The 18,994-nt window shown below is 58.6% G+C and carries 17 protein-coding genes; 7 read left to right on the forward strand and 10 right to left on the reverse strand.

The window, feature by feature from the left end:
- Window positions 1-5: 5 nt before the first annotated feature.
- From parE to IE089_RS09925, 3 genes are all read right to left on the reverse strand, one after another.
- Window positions 6-1,895 (reverse strand): DNA topoisomerase IV subunit B, encoded by a 1,890-nt coding sequence (gene parE, locus IE089_RS09915; protein WP_189477661.1) that lies wholly within the window; start codon window positions 1,893-1,895, stop codon window positions 6-8.
- Between the two features lie 74 nt (window positions 1,896-1,969).
- Window positions 1,970-2,797 carry a 3',5'-cyclic-AMP phosphodiesterase gene (cpdA, locus tag IE089_RS09920; protein ID WP_189477662.1) on the reverse strand — a complete coding sequence of 276 codons (828 nt, stop codon included), beginning with the start codon at window positions 2,795-2,797 and terminating at the stop codon, window positions 1,970-1,972.
- 28 nt (window positions 2,798-2,825) lie between these two features.
- Entirely contained in the window at window positions 2,826-3,272 is a 447-nt protein-coding gene (locus IE089_RS09925) for a DUF1249 domain-containing protein (RefSeq protein ID WP_189477663.1), read from the reverse strand.
- Between the two features lie 200 nt (window positions 3,273-3,472).
- Between IE089_RS09925 and IE089_RS09930 the strand changes: the two genes are divergently transcribed.
- On the forward strand, window positions 3,473-4,900 hold the full coding sequence (locus IE089_RS09930) for a TolC family outer membrane protein (protein ID WP_189477664.1): 1,428 nt from the start codon (window positions 3,473-3,475) through the stop codon (window positions 4,898-4,900).
- On the opposite strand, the gene waaA is transcribed toward IE089_RS09930, so the two are convergent.
- The gene (gene waaA / locus IE089_RS09935) at window positions 4,897-6,189 is read right to left on the reverse strand and encodes a lipid IV(A) 3-deoxy-D-manno-octulosonic acid transferase (protein WP_308428836.1); all 1,293 of its coding nucleotides are present in this window, start codon (window positions 6,187-6,189) and stop codon (window positions 4,897-4,899) included. The two genes, IE089_RS09930 and waaA, sit on opposite strands and share 4 nt — an antisense overlap.
- A gap of 123 nt (window positions 6,190-6,312) precedes the next feature.
- Between waaA and IE089_RS09940 the strand changes: the two genes are divergently transcribed.
- Together IE089_RS09940 and IE089_RS09945 are read left to right on the forward strand one after the other, a co-directional pair.
- Window positions 6,313-7,509, forward strand: a complete 1,197-nt coding sequence (locus IE089_RS09940; RefSeq protein WP_189477666.1) for an FAD-dependent oxidoreductase — start codon at window positions 6,313-6,315, stop codon at window positions 7,507-7,509.
- A complete protein-coding gene (locus tag IE089_RS09945) occupies window positions 7,506-8,300 on the forward strand; it encodes an aldo/keto reductase (protein ID WP_189477667.1) in 795 nt (264 codons plus the stop codon). Before IE089_RS09940 ends, IE089_RS09945 begins: the two co-directional genes overlap by 4 nt.
- Window positions 8,301-8,332: 32 nt before the next feature.
- Here IE089_RS09945 and hldE read toward each other — a convergent pair whose 3' ends face one another.
- The gene (hldE, locus tag IE089_RS09950; RefSeq protein WP_189477668.1) at window positions 8,333-9,769 is read right to left on the reverse strand and encodes a bifunctional D-glycero-beta-D-manno-heptose-7-phosphate kinase/D-glycero-beta-D-manno-heptose 1-phosphate adenylyltransferase HldE; all 1,437 of its coding nucleotides are present in this window, start codon (window positions 9,767-9,769) and stop codon (window positions 8,333-8,335) included.
- A gap of 171 nt (window positions 9,770-9,940) precedes the next feature.
- Between hldE and IE089_RS09955 the strand changes: the two genes are divergently transcribed.
- Window positions 9,941-10,558, forward strand: coding sequence for a class I SAM-dependent methyltransferase (locus IE089_RS09955; RefSeq protein WP_189477669.1), 618 nt, complete (start codon window positions 9,941-9,943; stop codon window positions 10,556-10,558).
- Window positions 10,559-10,579: 21 nt separating this feature from the next.
- Here IE089_RS09955 and IE089_RS09960 read toward each other — a convergent pair whose 3' ends face one another.
- Genes IE089_RS09960 through IE089_RS09970 form a run of 3 tightly spaced genes read right to left on the reverse strand, consistent with a single transcriptional unit; the run spans window position 10,580 to window position 13,594 of the window.
- On the reverse strand, window positions 10,580-11,662 hold the full coding sequence (locus IE089_RS09960; RefSeq protein ID WP_189477670.1) for a prenyltransferase/squalene oxidase repeat-containing protein: 1,083 nt from the start codon (window positions 11,660-11,662) through the stop codon (window positions 10,580-10,582).
- Window positions 11,659-12,381 carry a class I SAM-dependent methyltransferase gene (locus tag IE089_RS09965; RefSeq protein ID WP_189477671.1) on the reverse strand — a complete coding sequence of 241 codons (723 nt, stop codon included), beginning with the start codon at window positions 12,379-12,381 and terminating at the stop codon, window positions 11,659-11,661. The genes IE089_RS09960 and IE089_RS09965 overlap by 4 nt, the downstream gene beginning before the upstream one ends.
- Window positions 12,368-13,594 (reverse strand): glycosyltransferase family 4 protein, encoded by a 1,227-nt coding sequence (locus IE089_RS09970; RefSeq protein WP_229802705.1) that lies wholly within the window; start codon window positions 13,592-13,594, stop codon window positions 12,368-12,370. Before IE089_RS09970 ends, IE089_RS09965 begins: the two co-directional genes overlap by 14 nt.
- A gap of 278 nt (window positions 13,595-13,872) precedes the next feature.
- Between IE089_RS09970 and rfbA the strand changes: the two genes are divergently transcribed.
- Both rfbA and rfbC read left to right on the forward strand, forming a co-directional pair.
- Window positions 13,873-14,778 (forward strand): glucose-1-phosphate thymidylyltransferase RfbA, encoded by a 906-nt coding sequence (rfbA, locus tag IE089_RS09975; RefSeq protein ID WP_189477672.1) that lies wholly within the window; start codon window positions 13,873-13,875, stop codon window positions 14,776-14,778.
- On the forward strand, window positions 14,768-15,316 hold the full coding sequence (gene rfbC, locus IE089_RS09980; protein WP_189477673.1) for a dTDP-4-dehydrorhamnose 3,5-epimerase: 549 nt from the start codon (window positions 14,768-14,770) through the stop codon (window positions 15,314-15,316). The genes rfbA and rfbC overlap by 11 nt, the downstream gene beginning before the upstream one ends.
- A gap of 101 nt (window positions 15,317-15,417) precedes the next feature.
- Here the strand turns inward: rfbC and rfbB are convergent, their stop codons facing one another.
- A complete protein-coding gene (rfbB, locus tag IE089_RS09985) occupies window positions 15,418-16,482 on the reverse strand; it encodes a dTDP-glucose 4,6-dehydratase (protein ID WP_189477674.1) in 1,065 nt (354 codons plus the stop codon).
- Entirely contained in the window at window positions 16,475-17,356 is an 882-nt protein-coding gene (gene rfbD, locus IE089_RS09990) for a dTDP-4-dehydrorhamnose reductase (protein WP_189477675.1), read from the reverse strand. The genes rfbB and rfbD overlap by 8 nt, the downstream gene beginning before the upstream one ends.
- Before the next feature lie 115 nt (window positions 17,357-17,471).
- Between rfbD and IE089_RS09995 the strand changes: the two genes are divergently transcribed.
- Complete coding sequence (locus IE089_RS09995) at window positions 17,472-18,980, forward strand: hypothetical protein (protein WP_189477676.1); 1,509 nt, start codon at window positions 17,472-17,474, stop codon at window positions 18,978-18,980.
- The last annotated feature ends 14 nt before the right edge of the window (window positions 18,981-18,994 follow it).

An 18,994-nucleotide genomic window follows, 5' to 3' on the forward strand; every position in this document is an offset into this window, starting at 1 on the left:
GCTAGCTACACAGCCACGTCTGCCAAGTCGCCTTTCTTCTCCAACCAGGACTTACGATCAGCAGAGCGCTTCTTGGCCAACAGCATATCCAGCATGTTGTTGGTGCCATCACCCGCGTCCAACACCAGACGCACCAGGCGTCGCGTGTCCGGGTCCATGGTGGTTTCACGCAGCTGCAAGGGATTCATCTCACCAAGCCCCTTGAAACGCTGCACATTCACCTTGCCGCGCAACTTCTCGGCTTCTATGCGATCGAGCACGCCCTGTTTCTCGGCTTCATCCAGCGCGTAGAAAACTTCCTTGCCAACATCAATGCGATACAGCGGTGGCATGGCTACATACACATGCCCGGCTGCGACCAGCGGCCGGAAGTGACGAACAAACAACGCACAGATCAAGGTGGCGATGTGCAGACCGTCTGAGTCGGCGTCTGCCAGAATGCAGATCTTGTGGTAGCGCAGACCACTGAGGTCATCACTGGCAGGATCAATACCCAGGGCAACAGAAATGTTATGCACTTCCTGAGATGCCAAAATTTCCTGTGAGTCTACCTCCCAGGTATTCAGGATCTTGCCGCGCAGCGGCAAGATCGCCTGGAACTCGCGGTCACGGGCCTGCTTGGCCGAGCCACCCGCCGAATCGCCCTCCACCAGAAACAGCTCACCGCGTGAGGGATCTTCTCCGGAGCAGTCTGCGAGCTTGCCCGGCAAAGCGGGGCCCGCAGAGACTTTCTTGCGCGTAACCTTCTTGGCAGAGCGCATACGACTCTGGGCATTACTGATACACAGTTCAGCGAGCCGCTCGGCATCAGAGGTGTGTTGATTCAACCAAAGACTGAAAGCATCTTTGGCAACGCCCGAGACAAACGCGGCCGCCTCACGGGATGACAGTCTCTCCTTGGTCTGCCCAGAGAACTGGGGATCTTCAAGCTTGGAAGACAGCACGTAACAGCAGCGGTCCCAAATATCATCGGGGGCCAGCTTGACGCCTCGAGGCAGCAGGCTACGCAGCTCACAAAACTCCCGCATCGCGTCCAACAGGCCGGTGCGAAGACCATTAACGTGGGTACCACCCTGCGCAGTCGGAATCAGGTTGACGTAGGATTCGGTGATCAGCTCACCGCCCTCAGGCAACCACTGCACCGCCCAGTCCACGGCTTCAGTCGTGCCCTGAAAGCTGCCCACAAAGGGTTCCTCAGGGATGCTGGTGTAGTCCGAGGTGCCATCGGCCAGATAGTCCGTCAGCCCGTCTTCGTAGTACCACTCTTCGGTTTCGCCTTTCTTCTCGTCCTTGAAGCGCACCCTAAGGCCGGGGCAAAGCACCGCCTTGGCACGCAGCACATGCTGCAACCGAGACACCGAGAAATTCATCGAGTCAAAGTACTGGGCATCCGGGTGAAACAGCACCTCGGTGCCGGTGTTGCGTTTACCGCAGCTATCAATGACCTTGAGATCCGATGTCTTTTCACCGCCGGCGAACTCAATCTGGTGCACATTGCCGTCGCGGCGAATGGTGACCGTTAGCGCCGAAGACAGGGCATTCACCACCGACACGCCCACCCCGTGCAATCCACCACTGAACTGGTAGTTCTTGGAAGAGAACTTACCGCCGGCATGCAGGGTCGACAGAATCACCTCAACCCCGGGCTTGCCCTGCTCCGGATGCAGGTCAACCGGCATTCCCCGGCCGTTGTCCGACACCGCAATGGAGCCGTTTTTGTACAAGGTCACATCAATACGATCGGCATGGCCTGCGAGGGCCTCGTCGACGCTGTTATCAATGACTTCCTGGGCGAGGTGGTTGGGGCGCGTGGTATCGGTGTACATACCCGGGCGCTTGCGAACGGGCTCTAGCCCGGTGAGGACTTCGATGTCCTCGGCGTTGTAATTGCTCATTCGAAGGGAAGCTTCTGGAACCGCTTTAAGATCGCTCTAGTGTAACGCAGCATCGAGCGCAGGTAAGGCTTGAGTTAAAGATATCCGCCCATCTCGGTATCGGCGATGAAGTTGCCCTCGGGGAGACGCGAAACACCGGTCTCAATGCGCCCATCCGGGTGCAGATCCAGCCAGCGATAGCCCGGTGGAATGACGTCGGCGCGGAAGTCCACCTGATCGGGGGCGAACTGCACACAGGTCGAGGGTGAGGCCATCAGTTCTACGCCATTGCGTTCGCGCTGGATGTGCTGATGCACATGCCCCCAGAGAACACCGCGCACGGAATCGTGGGTATCCAGAAAGGCAAACAACGTGTCGGCATCCGCCACCATCTGCTCATCCAGCCAGGCACAGCCCACCGGCACGGGCTGATGGTGTAGGCAAACCAGCACATACTGCCCCGCCTCACGCGCTGCATCCAGCAAACTACTCAGTTGCGCCAACTGCTCTGGGCCCAACTCACCGCCCACCTCTCCGGGAATCTGTGAATCGAGCATGATGACTTGCCAGTGCGGGGCACTCACAGCCGCAGGCAAGGCGTCGGGGCCAGCAACCGCAAGCATGGCCTCTCGATTATCGTGGTTACCGGGTAGCCAGTATTGGGTTGGGCAGAGCGTATCGAAAGCGGTTTGCAGACGCTGGTAGGCCGACTGGGCACCCTGGTCTGAAAGGTCACCCGTGGCCAGAATGGCATCCACATGGGGGCGCTCGCTACGCACCAGGTCAATCACGGCATTCAGGGAAGCATCGGTATCCACCCCCAGCAGCGTGCCGCCGGCCTTGGCGCATAAATGGGTGTCTGTCAGCTGCACCAGGCGAACGACATCCCCCGCTGGCTGCAATTGCACACGCACCGACCCCATACCCCGTTAGCCTCCTTGCCAGTATTACTCAGTCGCCAGCGGTGGGTAGCTGTACGTCTGAGTGCCCGTTTTCCAAACAGTGTGAAAACCATTCAGCAAGAAAATGGTTCTGCTGGTGTTTCTCGTCTTGTTGATGCATCTGATCGTTGGGGTAGGCGTAGCGCCCCTCAACGCGGCGGTGGGACTGAAACGTTCCCACCTCTAACATGCCGGCATCATGATAGGCGCGGAGCTCGACCTTCAGGGAACCCAGCCACTGTTCGTCCTGACGCGCCTGGAACAATCGGAATATCGTCGTGTAGCGGCTGCGTTCCAGCACCTCAATGCGCACCCTGGCTTCGCCTAGGCGGAATTCGCAGAGATTGCGGGTCTGATAATCGGGGAACAGACGGAGTAAGCGCGCGTAATTCGCCTCACACACCGCATGCAGCGATGCCAGGTCAAGGCGATAGGCTTTTTTGGCAGCCCGTTGCACTGTTTACCGCTCCTCCTGCAGTTTGCGATGAACGCACATAATGCATCGACGAACGCCCACATGCCCCGTGGACGATACTTGAGTGTAGCACTTAAGATGGCACAAACAGCGGGCAAATTGCACCTTAATCAGCCGCTGCGCCAAACTCCACGGGCTGCTAAACTCCGCAGCTGCAGCCCGATCCATCAAGGGGATATCAAATGAAGCAAACCAGTGCCGCGCTCATTGCGCTGACACTTTCAATTATTGCTGCTCCGCTGCACGCGGAGTCTCTGCGTGATATTTACGAGCTGGCGCTCGATAACGACGCCCAGCTAAAAGCTGAAGAAGCGCAGTACCGGGCCAACCTCGAGCAGGAGAACCTTGGGCTATCGGCTCTGTTACCTCAGGTCGCCGCGAACTACAGCTACAGCAATCGCGACACAGACACCAACGGCGAGAGTATCGAGCTGGATCCGGACCAGGGCTTCGTTCCGATCGACACTTTCACCAATACCGATCTGGACACCGACGGTTATCAGGTACAAGTGCAACAGGCGCTGTTTAACCTGCCGGCATGGTTTACCTTCCAATCGGGCAAGGAGTTCACTAAGCAGGCGGAGGCTACATTCGCCGCCAATCAACAGAACCTGATTGTCCGCACCGTTGAAACCTACCTGGCAGTGCTTCGTGCACAGGACAATCTTGCCGCTTCCAAAGCACAGGAGCGCGCCTTCGAGCGACAGCTGGAACAAACCCAGCAACGCTTCGAAGTAGGCCTTATCGCGATCACTGACGTTTATGAGGCGCAGGCTGCCTATGATTTGTCCCAAGTGAATCGTATCGTGGACGAGAACAACGTGGCAGTTGCGCTTGAGCGTCTGTCGATTCTTACCGGCAAGAGCCACGGCGACCTTAACGTGCTAAAGGAAGACTTCAAGATCCTTCCACCGCAGCCGGCAGACCGTTCCGAGTGGGTTGAGTTCGCGCTGGAGAACAACTTCACGCTATCTGCGGCTCGCTTTGCCGAGGAAGCCGCACGGCAGCAAGCCAAGGCGCGCAAGATGGAGCACGCACCTACTGTCAGCGGTAGCTATGCCTACTCCGACTTTCACACCGAGGGCACACTGACCCGTGAGCCGGCTACAGAGTTCGACGTTCCTCCCGATCAGGATCAGGAGTTAAACACCTGGACCATCAATGTGGATTTGCCGCTGTACACCGGTGGCGCGATTTCGGCTAACCGTCGCAGGGCCGCTCAGGAATTCAACGCCGCGCGGGAGCAACGCATCAACCTGTCACGCACCACGGTCACTGAAGCCCGGTCCCGCCATATGACCGTCATGAGCGATGTCGCGCGTGTTGCCGCACGCAAACAAAGCATTGTCTCCTCCAAGAGTGCACTTGATGCCACACAGGCCGGTTATGAAGTGGGTACGCGTAACGTCGTGGACGTGCTGAACGCACAGAACACGCTATTCGCCGCCGAGCGCGACTACGCCAACAGCCGCTACGATTACATCGTCAACCTGCTGCAGCTAAAAGAGAACGCAGGCTTGCTCAGCCCTCAGGACGTGTACAACCTGGACAACTTCCTGATTACACCACCACCGCCTACGAGCTCCGAAGGAGAAAGCAGCGGTACCTAAGCGGCATCCTCCGGCGGCGGGTATACCGCCGCCAATACCCCCACCAAACGCTCCTTTGCACCACGGTTTTGGTCGACAACGCGTCTTCCCGCATCGCCCATAGTGGCGCGACGCTGCGGGTCCAGTGCCAGCGATACCAGCGTCTCCGTCAGCTTGGCGGGATCATCCATCATCTCCATAGCGCCGGCAGCCATCAGCAGCTGGCTGATCTCCTCGAAATTGAACATGTGAGGGCCTGTGATCACGGGCACACCCCAGACTGCAGGCTCCAGCACATTGTGGCCCCCATGCTCTACCAGACTACCGCCCATCACTGCGATATCAGCTGCGCCCAGAAGGATCAGCAACTCGCCCATGGTGTCACCAATCAACACGTCATCGGCCAGCTCTACCAATCCGCCCACTGACCGTCTCCTCACCTGCCAGCCGGCGCGCACAGCCATTTCATACACGGCTTTAAAACGCTCCGGATGACGCGGGACTAGAACCAGCAAGGCGGAGTCCACCGTCGCTTTAAGGTGCTGAAATGCCTCCAGCAACTGCTCATCCTCGCCCGGATGGGTACTTGCGGCAACGACCACAGTGCGCTGATCGCCGTTCAGTTCAGCATCCAGCGCGCGGGCCTCATCGATGAGCCCCTGGCTGAGACCCAGATCAAATTTGATGCTCCCGGTAACCTGAAGGCGATCAGCCGGCAGGCCCAACGTGATAAAGCGCTCGCCGTCGGGAGCGGACTGGCAGGCTACGGTGTGCAGATGTTGCAGCATGGGTCTGGTCAGGCTGGCAATGCGCGCATACCCACGCGCAGAGCGCTCTGACAATCGCGCATTTGCCAGTACTACAGGACATCCCGAGCGTGCACAGTGATGCAACAGATTCGGCCACAGCTCCGTTTCCATAATCACCAACAGCTCAGGTTTCACAGCCGCGATAAACCGCGACGTTGCTCCGGGAAGATCCCAGGGCGCATAGCAGTGAAATACCCGTTCGCCAAACAGCGCCTTGACTCGGTCTGAACCGGTGGGTGTTGTGGTGGTAACAACCAGTCGGTGCTCCGGGTAGCGCGCAAGCAGTGTTTCGATAACAGGTGCCGCGGCAATTGTTTCGCCCACGGACACGGCATGCACCCAGATAACGGGCGCGCCGGAGCCCAGCCCAGCGGAATGCACAAACCCGAAGCGCTCCGACAGTCTGTGCCTGTAAGCAGGCGCCAGTCGTGAGCGCCACAGCATGCGCAGCAGGATAAACGGCAGGGCGAGATAAAAAATGGCGCTGTATACAAGGCGCATCAAGCTGTCCAAAGACTGCGGTCAAATAGGTAATTCAGAATACGCGCGCGCCCGTACGCTGCCAAGCACCACGCCCGGCAATAGCAATCGAGCTATACTTGCGCTTTTACGCACACGGCCCGAATGAGTAAACAACAGCTGCAACTCGACATCGCCATCATTGGCGGCGGCATTGCCGGCCTGTGGACGCTCAATCAGTTACGGGGTCTTGGCTACAGTGCTGCCCTGTTTGAACAAGAGGCGTTGGGCAGTCATCAGACTATCGCGTCTCAGGGCATGATCCATGGCGGCATCAAGTACGCGCTGGGCGGTGCCCTGAGCGGTGGCTCGGAAACCATATCGGCAATGCCTGCAGCCTGGCGCGCTTGCCTGGCTGGCAATGGACCCGTGGATCTGCGCGGCGCCAAGGTCCTGAGCGACGACTTTTACCTGTGGTCTGCCGGCAGCCTGCAATCGCGCATGACATCGTTCTTTGCCAGCAAAATGTTGCGAGGCAGGGTGCAGAAACTGCAACGGCCTGAGTTTCCTGCGCCACTGCGCGATGACGCCTTTAAGGGCCAAGTCTACCGGCTGGTTGATCTGGTCATGGACACGCCCTCGGTCATAGAAACGCTTGCTCGCAACTGCGCCGATGCGATCTTCAATATTGATTGGCAGCACTGCAGCTTGCGCACCGAGCAGGGCCATGCCCTTATCAGCACGCCGAAAACGGACATTGTGCCGCGCCAACTGGTATTGACCGCCGGCGTGGGTAACGAGGCGCTGCTTCAGCAGCTGGGGGCGGAAACACCGCAGATGCAGCGACGGCCGCTGCAGCAGGTTCTGGTCAAGCACGAGTATGCTGAGCCGTTTTACGCGCATTGCACCGGCACCAACCCATCACCCCGACTCACCGTATCCAGCCACACTACTCGCCATGGGGAACCTGTCTGGTACTTGGGCGGAGACCTTGCCACGGAGAACACAGACACCGCACCCGATCGCCTGATTGAGTTAGCCAAGACGGAGTTAGCTACCCTGCTGCCCTGGGTGCCTTTTGGAAAGATGGAGTGGCAGACCATCAGACTGGACAGGGCCGAACCCAAGCAGTCCGCATTGCGTCGACCAGACAGCGCCTACTTAGGCGAGGTGGATGCCGTGAGCAATGCGCTGACTGCCTGGCCCACAAAGCTCAGCCTCAGCCCCGACTTGGGTGATGCCATCAGCAATGCACTCTCTGAGAAAGGCATACAGCCCGGCGCGCCGGTGGATTTGTCACCGTTGCAGCCGCTGGGTCGCCCAACCGTAGCTGAAGCCTGCTGGGATACTCTGTTTCCATGAGCTGGATGCGGTCTATGGGCAACACCGGGCTTACCGTGAGCGCATTGGGGCTCGGGACTGTGAAACTCGGGCGCAACACAGGCGTAAAGTACCCCAGTGGTTTTGAGCTCCCGGATGATCGCAGCGCCCGCGCACTACTGACACGCGCGCGGGACCTGGGGATCAATTTGCTGGATACGGCGCCCGCCTACGGTACCAGCGAAGAACGGCTGGGCGGGCTGCTCAAAGACGATCGCGATCATTGGATTCTCTGCACTAAGGTGGGCGAGGAGTTTACCGACGGTCAATCCAGCTACCACTTTAGCCCGGAGCACGTGCGCTTTTCGGTTGAGCGCAGCCTGCAAAGGCTGAAGGTGGAGTGTCTAGATATCGTTCTGGTGCATTCCGACGGCAACGACCTGGCCATCGTGGAACAACATGGCACGCTGCAGGCACTGGCGGAGTTAAAAAAGGAAGGCAAGCTAAAGGCACTGGGCTTGTCCGGTAAAACCGTCGACGGCGGGCTGGCCGCACTGCCTGACTGCGACCTTATGATGATCACCTACAACCCAGTAGAGACTGATCAAGCGCCACTGCTGGATGCCTGCGCTGATACGGGTACCGGCGTATTGATCAAAAAAGCACTGGCAAGTGGTCACTTGAACCAACTAGGCGACAATGCCGACCCGGTGGAAACCGCGATGGCCTTCGCGCTGGATCACCCCGCCACAACGGCGGCGGTAGTGGGCACCATCACACCGGCAAATTTGGAACGCAATGTGGCAGCGGCCCGACGCGCAGTGGGCAACTGAGCGCGGCATAATAGGAAAATCAAAGAGAAGGACTAACTGTCGCCGTTATTCTGCATACGATTGAGAATGGACGTGGTCGACACGTTTTCTACCAGCGACAGAACCTGCACCTGACCACCGTAACTCTCGACGATTTCCCAACCAACCACATCGCGCTTGTCACCGTAGTCACCGCCTTTAACCAGGATGTCGGGATGAAGAGTTTCAAGCAGTGAGCGCGGCGTATCTTCGTCAAAGCTTACCACCCAATCCACGGCTTCCAGCCCCGCCAGTACTGCCACGCGCCGATCAATAGGATTCACGGGGCGTCCATCGCCTTTGAGCCTGCGCACAGAGTCATCGTCGTTAACCGCAACCACTAAACGGTCACCTAACTTACGAGCCTGTTCAAGGTAGGTCACATGCCCGGCATGAATAATGTCAAAGCAGCCGTTGGTAAAAACCACCTTCTCGCCGTGGCTGCGGGCATCGGCAATGGCGATAGCAAGCTGTTCACGCGACATAGCACCCCGCTCTGTGCCCTGCTCGGCCTGCACAGCGCGGCGCAGCTCCGGCGCGCTAATCGCCGCCGTTCCCAGTTTCGCCACCACAATACTGGCGGCAAGATTCGCCAGGGCAACGGCATCGGCCATGGCTGCACCGCCCGCCAGACTGGCGGCAAGCACAGCAATCACTGTGTCACCGGCACCGGTGACATCAAACACTTCTCGCGCCCGGGCAGGCAGGTGCAACTCGTCAGCATCGGGCCGCAGCAGGGTCATACCATGCTCACCCCGGGTAACCAGCAAAGCTTTCAGATCCAGCGAATGCATCAGTGCTTTTCCGCGCTCCACCAACACTTGCTCGTTTTCGCAGTGGCCAACAATCGCTTCAAACTCGCTGAGGTTCGGTGTGAGCAAGGTCGCGCCACGATAGCGATCAAAGTCGGCACCCTTCGGGTCTACTAACACCGGAACGCCGGCAGCTTTAGCCGCGGCGATCAACGGTTGCGGATCGGCCAGAGTGCCCTTCGCATAGTCGGAGAGAATCAGCGCGCCACAGCTCCCCAAGTGCTTCTCCAGCGCAGGCATCAGGTTGGGAGCATTCACCGCCATGCTCTGTTCTTCAAAATCCAGCCGAATCAGCTGTTGATGTCGGCTGATCACACGCAGCTTGGTAATCGTGGGCGACTCAGGCACACGCTCGAAACTGCATTCAACGCCTGCGCCTGTCAGCGTTGCTTGCAGGGCATCCGCCATCTCATCGTCACCGGTATAGCCGAGCAGGGTTGAACCGCAGCCAAGTGCCGCAATATTGAGCGCCACATTACCGGCACCGCCAGGGCGGTCGTTAATCTGCTCAACGCGCACTACCGGCACAGGCGCCTCCGGCGATATGCGCGAAGCGTCGCCTTGCCAATAGCGGTCCAGCATAATGTCGCCGAGTACCAGCACTCTGGCTTGATCAAAGCGGGGCATGCCCAGTTTCACGGTAATCCATCCTCAATGAGAGATTTCATCGTCGCGCGATGATAACACGCAGCCCGACACGCTCTTGCTGCTACGGGGTAAAGACGCTACCTTGCCCAGCCTCTGAGTGAGAGCGCTGTATACGCCTCAGGGCTACGCAGGCGCCAATCATTGCCATCACAGGAACACAGCATGATCCCGGGTCTACCCGCTGATATCGACACCATCAAGGGCTTCCTCGCCGAAGATGAGGCTCAGGCCCTCTATCACTATGCCGGCGAGAGCCTGCCACTGGGCCCCGTGCTGGAAGTGGGCAGCTATTGTGGCAAATCCACTATCTACCTTGGGCTTGCGGCCAAGGATCAGGGCAGCACTGTCTTCGCACTGGACCATCATCGCGGCTCGGAGGAGCACCAGCCCGGCGAAATATTCCACGACCCCGATCTGTACGATGACAGCACAGACGGTGTTGATACCTTTCGGGAGTTTCGCCGCAATATCCGAAAAGCCGGGCTGGATGACACCGTCGTCCCCGTTGTTGCCGGCTCTGCGCTCGCAGCGCGACACTGGCAAACCCCGCTCGGGATGGTGTTCATTGATGGCGGGCACAGTCTCGCGGCAGCATTAGAGGACTATCGCTGCTGGGCGATGCATGTGGTTCGCGGAGGAATACTAACCATTCACGACGTCTACCCGGATGCCCATGAAGGGGGGCAGGCACCCTGGGCCGTTTACCAAATGGCCCGAGATTCAGGGTTGTTTGAAGAAGTGGCCCGGGTACGAAGCCTCGGCATACTGCGCCGGTTGTAAGGCTCGCGGGGCAAGCCGGCCTTAGTCGGCCCGGCGGCGCTCCGGTGAGGCAGATGCACCACCGTCCACAGCCAGTAAGGAAACATCAGTAAACAGATTTGCAGCGGCGGTATGCCCGGTCAAGGCATCGGCTGCCATCAGTATGGCACCTGCCGTCCAAGTCGGCTTTTCGTCTGGCCAAAGCAGGTCTTCAACCATTTGGTAACCGGTCCAGTAGGAACCATCTTCTGCGCGCCACTGATGTAGCCAGCTGTACACCTCAACAGCGCGGGCGTGGTCACCCGCCGCCAGTAAGGCCATCACCAGTTCGCAGGATTCAGCCACGGTATACCAGGGTTCCTCAACGACGCAGCGACAACCCACGCCCTCCAGCACAAACTCATCGAAGCGCGCAGCCAACCGTGCGCGGGCATCGGCGCCGCGAATTACACCCGTAAGCACAGGGTAAAACCAATCCATGGAGTAGCGGCTTTTACTTTCCCAGGTGCGATCGAAGCGCTCGGGCTTCTGGCGCAGTGCCACGCCCAGCCGTTCACGCGCCGACAGCCAGTCGGGGCGCACCTCGCCCAAAGTCACCGCAATATTGTGCGCACACTCAAGGCTCTTGTAGATCGAACTGCAGCCCGTCATCAGGGCATCGCCCTTGGCATTGCCCTGCTCATCCACCGCCCAGTCGATCTCGCCGTGTTCGGATTGAAGGCGCAGCACAAAGCCAATCGCGCGTTCCACGGTTGGCCAAAGCCGCCTCAGAAACTCCGTGTTTTTGCTCACGAGATAGTGATGCCAAACACCCACGGCAACGTAAGCGACAAAATTGGTTTCGCGGCGCTCGCGGTTATCGATGACATCGCCACGGTAGGCAGCCCACCAACTCCCGTCTTCCAGCTGACAACGCGCCAGCCAATCGTAGGCACGCTCGGCCGCTTCCCACTCGCCACCGATAGACAGTCCCATCGCCGCTTCAACATGGTCCCAGGGGTCGGTGTAGCCGCCCTCAAACCAGGGAATCTCGCCCGACGGCTGTTGGACCGCCAGGATAAAGTCGACAGTCGGTTTCAGAAACTCGGTAGGGAATAAGCCGGGGCTCAGGTACAGGCCGCTCATGCAGCTGCCTCCTTGCGGAAATACAGCACAACGCTTTTACCCACCACGGGGTTGAGGCAGCGCTCAAGAACACGTGTAAATGCCGGCTTATCCATCAGGTCCCACACCAGTAGGCGGTGATACTGACGGATCAGCCAGTTGCTGTCCTGGGTGTCCCAGAACAGACATTTCAGCCACCAGAACGGCGCGTGCAGCGCGTGCGCCCAGTGACGGTGATAAAACTGGAAGCCCAAGCTTTCAATTTCTTTTTGCAGCTCGGCGGCCTTGAAGATGCGGAGATGCCCGCCGGGCACCTGGTGATAAGCATCGCTCAGGGCCCAGCAAATTTTCTCCGGCCAACGCCGCGGCACTGAGGCACAAAACAAACCGCCCGGTTTGAGCACCCGACGAATCTCCGCCAGTGCTCCGCGATAATCGGGAATGTGCTCCAACACCTCACTGCAAATGACCTTGTCGAAACTGGCATCGGCAAAGGGCAGTTGCAACGCGTTGGCAGCAGCGAGAACAAAGCTGCGCTCGCCCTGCGTGGCCTCAAGGTCAATAAAGTCGTCAAACTTGGATTGCGCGGCCATCAAATCAGTGTGAGAGAGATCGACACCCACCGCTTCCACTTCCTGGGCGACATACGTGGCTATGACATGGCGTCCTTCACCGCAGCCCAGATCCAGAACCCTGTCTCCCGGCATCAGCGGGAACTGATCAAATTCAACGGTCTGCATCGGACAACACTCGGCGGTAATAGGCGGCCATCTCGCGGGCGCAGACGGTCCAGCTAAACTTTTCCAGAATACGGTCGCGCCCGGCAGCGCCCAGCATTTCACGTCGCTGGGGATCTTCCAGTAAAGCACCAATAGCGCCGGCCAAGGCAGAAGCATCTTTAGCGGGTACCAAAACACCGGCGTCGCCAACCACCTCTGGCAGCGCACCGCCGTTGGTACTCACTACCGGGACGCTACAGGCCATGGCCTCGCCCGCTGGCAATCCAAAGCCTTCGTAAATAGAGGGCACAACAGCAACCGTGGCTTCGGCATAGTAAGCCACCATCTGTTCAGTACTGATATTGCTCACGAACTGAATTTTGTCCTTCAAACCAAGGCGCCCTATCAACTGCTCGGTCTTGCCGCCTGGCTGGGGTTTGCTCACCAGCAGTAGCTCCAGTTCAGGGTAGCGTTTCAGTAGATCTGCATAGGCCAGGAGCAGGTAGCGCAGGCCTTTCAGGGGCGCATCGGCAGACGCGGTTGCCATTAAGCGGAGGGGTTTGCGCTGAACCTCCGGTAACGGCCTGAACACCTCGGTATCGATGCCGTTATAGACAAGATCGATACCCGCAGGCTGAAGGCCGAAATCCCGGGCAATATCCTGACGGGAGCAGTCAGACACCGTCACCACGTGATGTAACTGTTTAACCACACGCTTTTGCATGTGCAGAAAGGAGTGCCAACGGCGAATCAATACCCGTTCCCAGCCGTGTCGGGCAGCCGCCAGGGCGATGCGCAAGTCGCTGGTGATTGGGTGGTGCACGGTTGTCACCAACGGTATTCCCATGGCCTGCAGCTTCAGCATGCCGTAGCTCAGGCTCTGGTTGTCGTGCACCAGATCGTACTCATCGCGGTGCTCGCGCAGGTACTTCACCGCGCGGCGGCCAAATGTGTAGGGCTCTGCAAAACCACCCGTGAGCTTGCTGGTCCATTCAATCACATTGCTCATGGAGCGCAGGTGATGCGGACGCAGCGAATCAAGCCCGTTCTCGAACAGATCCAGACTGGGCAACTCAATCAGGCGCACCCTGGGGTCAAGGTGAGGATAGGGCGGACCCGATATCACATCCACAGAATGCCCGGCATCTACCAGCGCCTTACTCAGATACCTCAAATACACGCCCTGGCCACCGCCGTGCGGCTGGCTACGATAGCCAAGCAAGGCAATGCGCAACGGCTTTGCGGGCGCGGGCGAGTCGCCAGACACCACCGCCAGAGCAGAATCGAGCGTCTGCGTATCGAGGTCGCGCTGCGTTGTATCGGGTTGCCTGATAGCAGCCTCCTGTCGGGTTCACTGTGGGGTTTTCAGAGGACCGGCATTACCGCGGGGGTAATAGCCCGGCGAAAGGGGCCAGATTCTAGCAATGATTGATCAAAATTCCACCCCGTTAGCGGGGTCATAGGCACTGGCCCACGCCCCCCGTATAATCGCCGGCTGAACTGGAGAGACCTATGAGCGCAACCAACTACAAGGGCATTATTCTCGCGGGCGGGTCGGGCACGCGGCTGCATCCGCTGACCAGCACCGTGAGTAAGCAGCTGATGCCCGTCTATGACAAGCCCATGGTCTACTACCCACTGGCCACGCTGATGCTCGGCGGCATTCGCGATATCCTCATTATTACCACCCCTCGCGATCAGGCCGCCTTCGCCGATCTTCTGGGCGACGGGAGCCAGTGGGGCGTGAACATCCAGTACACGGTGCAGCCTAGCCCGGATGGCCTCGCTCAGGCGTTTATTCTCGGCGAATCCTTTATTGGCAGCTCGCCCGCCAGTCTCGTTCTGGGTGACAACATTTTCTACGGCGGCGGCTTCACCAAGAAGCTACGCAACGCCGCAAGCCGCGATAGCGGCGCCTCGGTATTCGCTTATTACGTGCAGGACCCCGAGCGCTATGGCGTGGTTGAGTTTGACGGCGACGGCATCGCCCGCGATATCGAGGAGAAACCCGCGAAACCACGTTCACATTACGCTGTGACGGGTCTGTACTTCTATGACAACGATGTGGTGGATATCGCCAAGAGCATCAAACCTTCTCACCGCGGCGAGCTGGAAATCACCGACGTGAACAAGGTCTATCTGGAACGAGGTGATCTACAGGTGGAGGTGATGAGCCGCGGCACGGCCTGGCTGGATACCGGCACCCACAACTCCCTGTTGGATGCCGCAAACTTCATCCGCGTGGTCGAGGAGCGACAAGGGCTCAAGGTAGCCTGCCCCGAGGAAGTGGCATTTCGCATGGGTTACATCGACGCGGAACAACTTCAGGCCCTGGCGGCGCCGCTGGAGAAAAGCGGCTATGGCCTCTACTTGAATAGCCTGCTGCGCGAAGACGGAGCCGTGTTCGATGAAACGTGAAGACACGCCGCTGGAGGGCGTTTGCCTACTAACGCCCAGGGTGTTCGGCGACGAGCGCGGGTTCTTTCTGGAGAGCTGGAACGAAAACACATTTCGCGAACTGGGTCTGGACCTTAACTTCGTTCAGGACAACCACAGTCGCTCCAGTCAGGGCATACTGCGCGGCCTGCACTACCAGACTGAGCACACCCAGGGGAAACTGGTACGTGTGACCTCTGGTGCCGTGTTCGATGTCGCCATCGACCTGCGACAGTCATCACCCAGCTTCGGCCAGTGGTTCGGCACTACTCTGGATGCCACCGATCACAAGATGCTGTGGGTGCCGCCAGGTTTCGCCCACGGCTTTCTGGTGCTGACGCCATTTGCTGATTTTCAGTACAAGTGCACGGACCTTTATGACCCGTCCAGCGAGGTTAGCCTGGCGTGGAACGACCCCACCGTGGGCATAGACTGGCCACTGACTGGAATTGGGGAACCCGCACTGTCAGGAAAAGATAAAGAGGGTTTGGCCTGGGACCAAGCGCCCAAATTTGCTTAGGTGTGCCTTCGCTGGCTGCGATGCAGCTGCTGGCGACCATAGCTGGCCCTTGGCGGACCGCTAATCAGTATCTGCCTATGCTTTAGCGGACACCCCGGGGGTTAATCTTGTAGCAATGGCGTCCACCAGCTCTCGTTGTCCAAATACCAACTGAGGGTCTTGGCGATGCCGGTTTCAAACGTCTCAACGGGCGCGTAACCCAATTCGCCAGAGATCTTGCTAGCGTCGATGGCGTAACGCCAATCGTGGCCCGCGCGATCCTCAACAAAGGTAATCAGCTCACTGGCAGAGCGGCCACTGGCCTGTGGCGCGTCGGGATAGCGCTGCGCCAAAGTGGCATCTGCAGCGAACAGGGCATCCAACTGCTCGCACAGCAACCGCACGATCGCCAGGTTGTTCCACTCGTTATTGCCACCTATGTTGTAGGTGTCACCCAGGGTTCCGCCCAGCAACACCTTTTCGATACCCCGACAATGATCCTCTACGTACAGCCAATCTCGGATGTTAGAGCCATCACCGTACACCGGTAATGCACGTCCGCGGAGAATGTTGGTAATGCACAATGGGATCAGTTTTTCAGGGAAGTGGAATGGCCCATAATTGTTAGAACAGTTGCTGGTGGTCACTTGTAGGCCATAGGTGTGGTGGTAGGCACGCACCAGATGATCAGACGCCGCCTTACTCGCGGAGTATGGCGAGTTCGGCTCGTACTTCTGCTCTTCATAAAATCCCGGTGCCTCGGGGCTGAGTGAACCGTAGACTTCATCGGTGGAAACATGATGAAAACGGTGATCACGTCCGCTGCCATCTAACCACTGTGCGCGTGCTGCCTTCAGCAACGCATGCGTACCCACAACATTGGTTTCTATAAACGCATCGGGCCCGGTAATGGAACGGTCCACATGGCTTTCCGCCGCAAAGTGCACCAAGGTATCCACCGCAAATTCGCGCATGGCCTTTTCCACACTCGACTGATCGCAAATATTGGCATGCACGAAGTGCACCTGTTCATTGCCTGCGAGCGAGGCCAAGTTCTCCCGGTTGCCCGCATAGGTCAGCGCATCGTAAGCAACAACGACGTCCTCGGGGTACTGGCGTGCCCAGTAGTGCACGAAGTTTGCACCGATAAAGCCGGCACCGCCGGTGACCAGTAGGGACCTAGGCATTATTGAGTTCCTTTAATTCATTGAGCATGGCGCGCAGCTGAGAACGCCAATGTTGCGCCGGGAGTTGTAGCAAGCTGCGTACCCTGTGTTTGTCCAGCACGCTATAAGCCGGCCGCGACGCGGGCGTAGGATAGTCTGCAGCGGAGATCGGTGCCACAGTGGTTGGGCTACCCAGCAACGCAAGCGCCCTCGCCTCCTCTTCAATGGCCACAGCGAAGTCATACCAGCTGCAGACACCGGCGTCACTCCAGTGAAAAATGCCGGTAGCGTGGGGCGCCTTCGCGGCTGCCCACACTGCATGCGCCAGGCCATTAGCCCAAGTGGGTGTTCCCACCTGATCGTCCACCACTGATAAGGCGTCCCGCTCGGCCATCAACCGCAACATGGTTTTGACGAAATTACCGCCGTGGGCGGAGTACACCCAACCCGTGCGAAAGATGGTGGCCTCAGGAAGAGCTACTAAGACCGCCCGTTCACCCTCCAGCTTGGATTGCCCGTAAACCCCTAGCGGCCCGGTAGCGTCATCGGGGGAATAAGGCCGGCTGGCCGACCCGTCGAACACAAAATCTGTGGAAACGTGTATCAGCCGGGCGCCATGGTGCGCACAGGCTGCAGCGATCACTCCGGGCGCGACGGCATTAGCGGCCATCGCCGCGTCGACCTCCGATTCGGCTTTATCAACCGCGGTGTAGGCGGCTGCATTCACCCAAACCGCTGGCTTGTGCCTGGCCAGGCAATCGTTGACCGCATTGGCGTCAGTGATATCTAACTCAGCGCGGCTAAGACCGATAACCTGCACATCTCCGGGCACTGTGCGCAGCAATTCCCAGCCCAATTGTCCCCCGGCGCCAGAGACGAGAACAGTGTGTGTCAAAATCTAACCTCTTTCCGTGCGATCGCGTTTAACGATACCCAGTCGCAGTGGCCCAGTCGCAGTAGCCTAGTGACGGTGACATCGCTAGACTATCGCCAAACAAGGCCCATCTGACGTGCACCCAGGCAACTCCACCACACCCAGCTACACACTCGCGCTTGACTGGCGGCTTTTGGTTGCCGTCAGCGTTGGGCTGTCTATCTGGCTGATTGCGATAGACCCGGTCGTCAATCGGGACGCCATTTTATATCTGCGCGCAGCAGACGCCTACCTGCAAGATGGACTGTTGGCCAGTCAGGCGCTGTTTGGCCGCCCCATATTGTCAGTCTCCATCGCTTTCCTACACAAGCTCACGGGCATCCCGCTGCTGTGGTGTGGCCACATACTGACCAGCGCTTTCTATGCCCTGTTGACCTGGGCCTGTGTATCGACAGTGGCCATCATGGGCGGCGATAGACGCACCCAGTGGTTTGCTGCGATTTTGATTCTCAGCCAGCCTGTTCTAAATGACTATCGCAGTGCCATCATGCGCGACCCGGCCTACTGGTCGCTGTTGATGCTTTCGCTACGTGAGCTGCTGCTGTATGTTCGCTCCCCAGGTTGGCGACACGGGACAGGCTGGGTCATCAGCATTCTGGCGGCCTCGGTGTTCCGATTTGAGGGCTTGTTCATCGCACTGGCAGCGCCCATCGCCGTTGCCCTGATCAGTGCACACCCGCGCAGCTGGCGTCATGGCGCCGCGTTGCTCTTGCCAATCCTGCTGGCAGCACTGGCAGGCGCAGCGCTATTCACCGCCACCAATAACGGGCAGCCCTTGTTTCCGGCGATCGCCTTTTACATTAACCAGATACAGGCGTTCCCTGCGCGTCTTGAGGAAGTGCAGGCAGCTACCGGCAAAGCGCTTTTGGTCTTCACGGCGCAAGAAGACGCCGATGTGGCGGTTTACGCAGGCCTGCTGGCGGTGTTGCTACTCAATATCTGTCGTGCCGTCAGCTGGCCACTGATCGCGCTGTGGCTGTGGGGCATCGCCAACGGCTTGCAGCAGCGCATAAATCGTACCGACCGGGGAATTCTCTGGGTGCACCTGGCGGTAGCATCGGCGTACCTGCTTATCTTTATGTTCAGCAACCGATTCGTGCTCGAGCGATACAGCAGCGTACTCACCCTGTTTATCGTCCTGCACCTGGCTTTTATGCTCAGTGCCTGGTGGCAAACATCAAAGGGTAAAGGCTGGCGCGTGCTCATCGCCGTGGTGCTGATTGGACAAAGCCTGGATACGCTGCACAACAATAAATACCGAAAGTCATTCATTCGCGATGCCAACGCCTGGGTACAGGATCACACGCCGGCCGATGCGACTATCGCCAGTAATGAAATGTACATCGCCTATTTCAGCGGACGTCAGTACGACTGGTCACATTACAGCGCGCATGATTTCAGAGTGGCCGAGCTGTTACGTAGGCCAGAGCTCTACCAGGACGCCGACTACCTGGTGATGGAGGTAAAGGCAGCCGAGCTCACCGCCTGGCAGGCGTTTGCGGTTGATCAGGGGCGTGAAGAGGTCGCGGTATTTGACGGTCAGCGAGACCGCAGTTTGCGTATTTTGCGACTGGGTTCACCCTAACACTGCAACACTTG

It is taken from the genome of Parahalioglobus pacificus, from assembly GCF_014652275.1.
Lineage (GTDB): Bacteria > Pseudomonadota > Gammaproteobacteria > Pseudomonadales > Halieaceae > Parahalioglobus > Parahalioglobus pacificus.

Coding starts and splice junctions, on each gene's coding strand:
- IE089_RS09945 (WP_189477667.1), top strand. CDS start 7,506: ATGAGCTGGATGCGGTCTATGGGCAACACCGGGCTTACCGTGAGCGCA.
- IE089_RS09940 (WP_189477666.1), top strand. CDS start 6,313: ATGAGTAAACAACAGCTGCAACTCGACATCGCCATCATTGGCGGCGGC.
- IE089_RS09955 (WP_189477669.1), top strand. CDS start 9,941: ATGATCCCGGGTCTACCCGCTGATATCGACACCATCAAGGGCTTCCTC.
- waaA (WP_308428836.1), bottom strand. CDS start 6,189: ATGCGCCTTGTATACAGCGCCATTTTTTATCTCGCCCTGCCGTTTATC.
- cpdA (WP_189477662.1), bottom strand. CDS start 2,797: ATGGGGTCGGTGCGTGTGCAATTGCAGCCAGCGGGGGATGTCGTTCGC.
- parE (WP_189477661.1), bottom strand. CDS start 1,895: ATGAGCAATTACAACGCCGAGGACATCGAAGTCCTCACCGGGCTAGAG.
- IE089_RS09960 (WP_189477670.1), bottom strand. CDS start 11,662: ATGAGCGGCCTGTACCTGAGCCCCGGCTTATTCCCTACCGAGTTTCTG.
- rfbC (WP_189477673.1), top strand. CDS start 14,768: ATGAAACGTGAAGACACGCCGCTGGAGGGCGTTTGCCTACTAACGCCC.
- rfbA (WP_189477672.1), top strand. CDS start 13,873: ATGAGCGCAACCAACTACAAGGGCATTATTCTCGCGGGCGGGTCGGGC.
- IE089_RS09965 (WP_189477671.1), bottom strand. CDS start 12,381: ATGCAGACCGTTGAATTTGATCAGTTCCCGCTGATGCCGGGAGACAGG.
- rfbB (WP_189477674.1), bottom strand. CDS start 16,482: ATGCCTAGGTCCCTACTGGTCACCGGCGGTGCCGGCTTTATCGGTGCA.
- IE089_RS09930 (WP_189477664.1), top strand. CDS start 3,473: ATGAAGCAAACCAGTGCCGCGCTCATTGCGCTGACACTTTCAATTATT.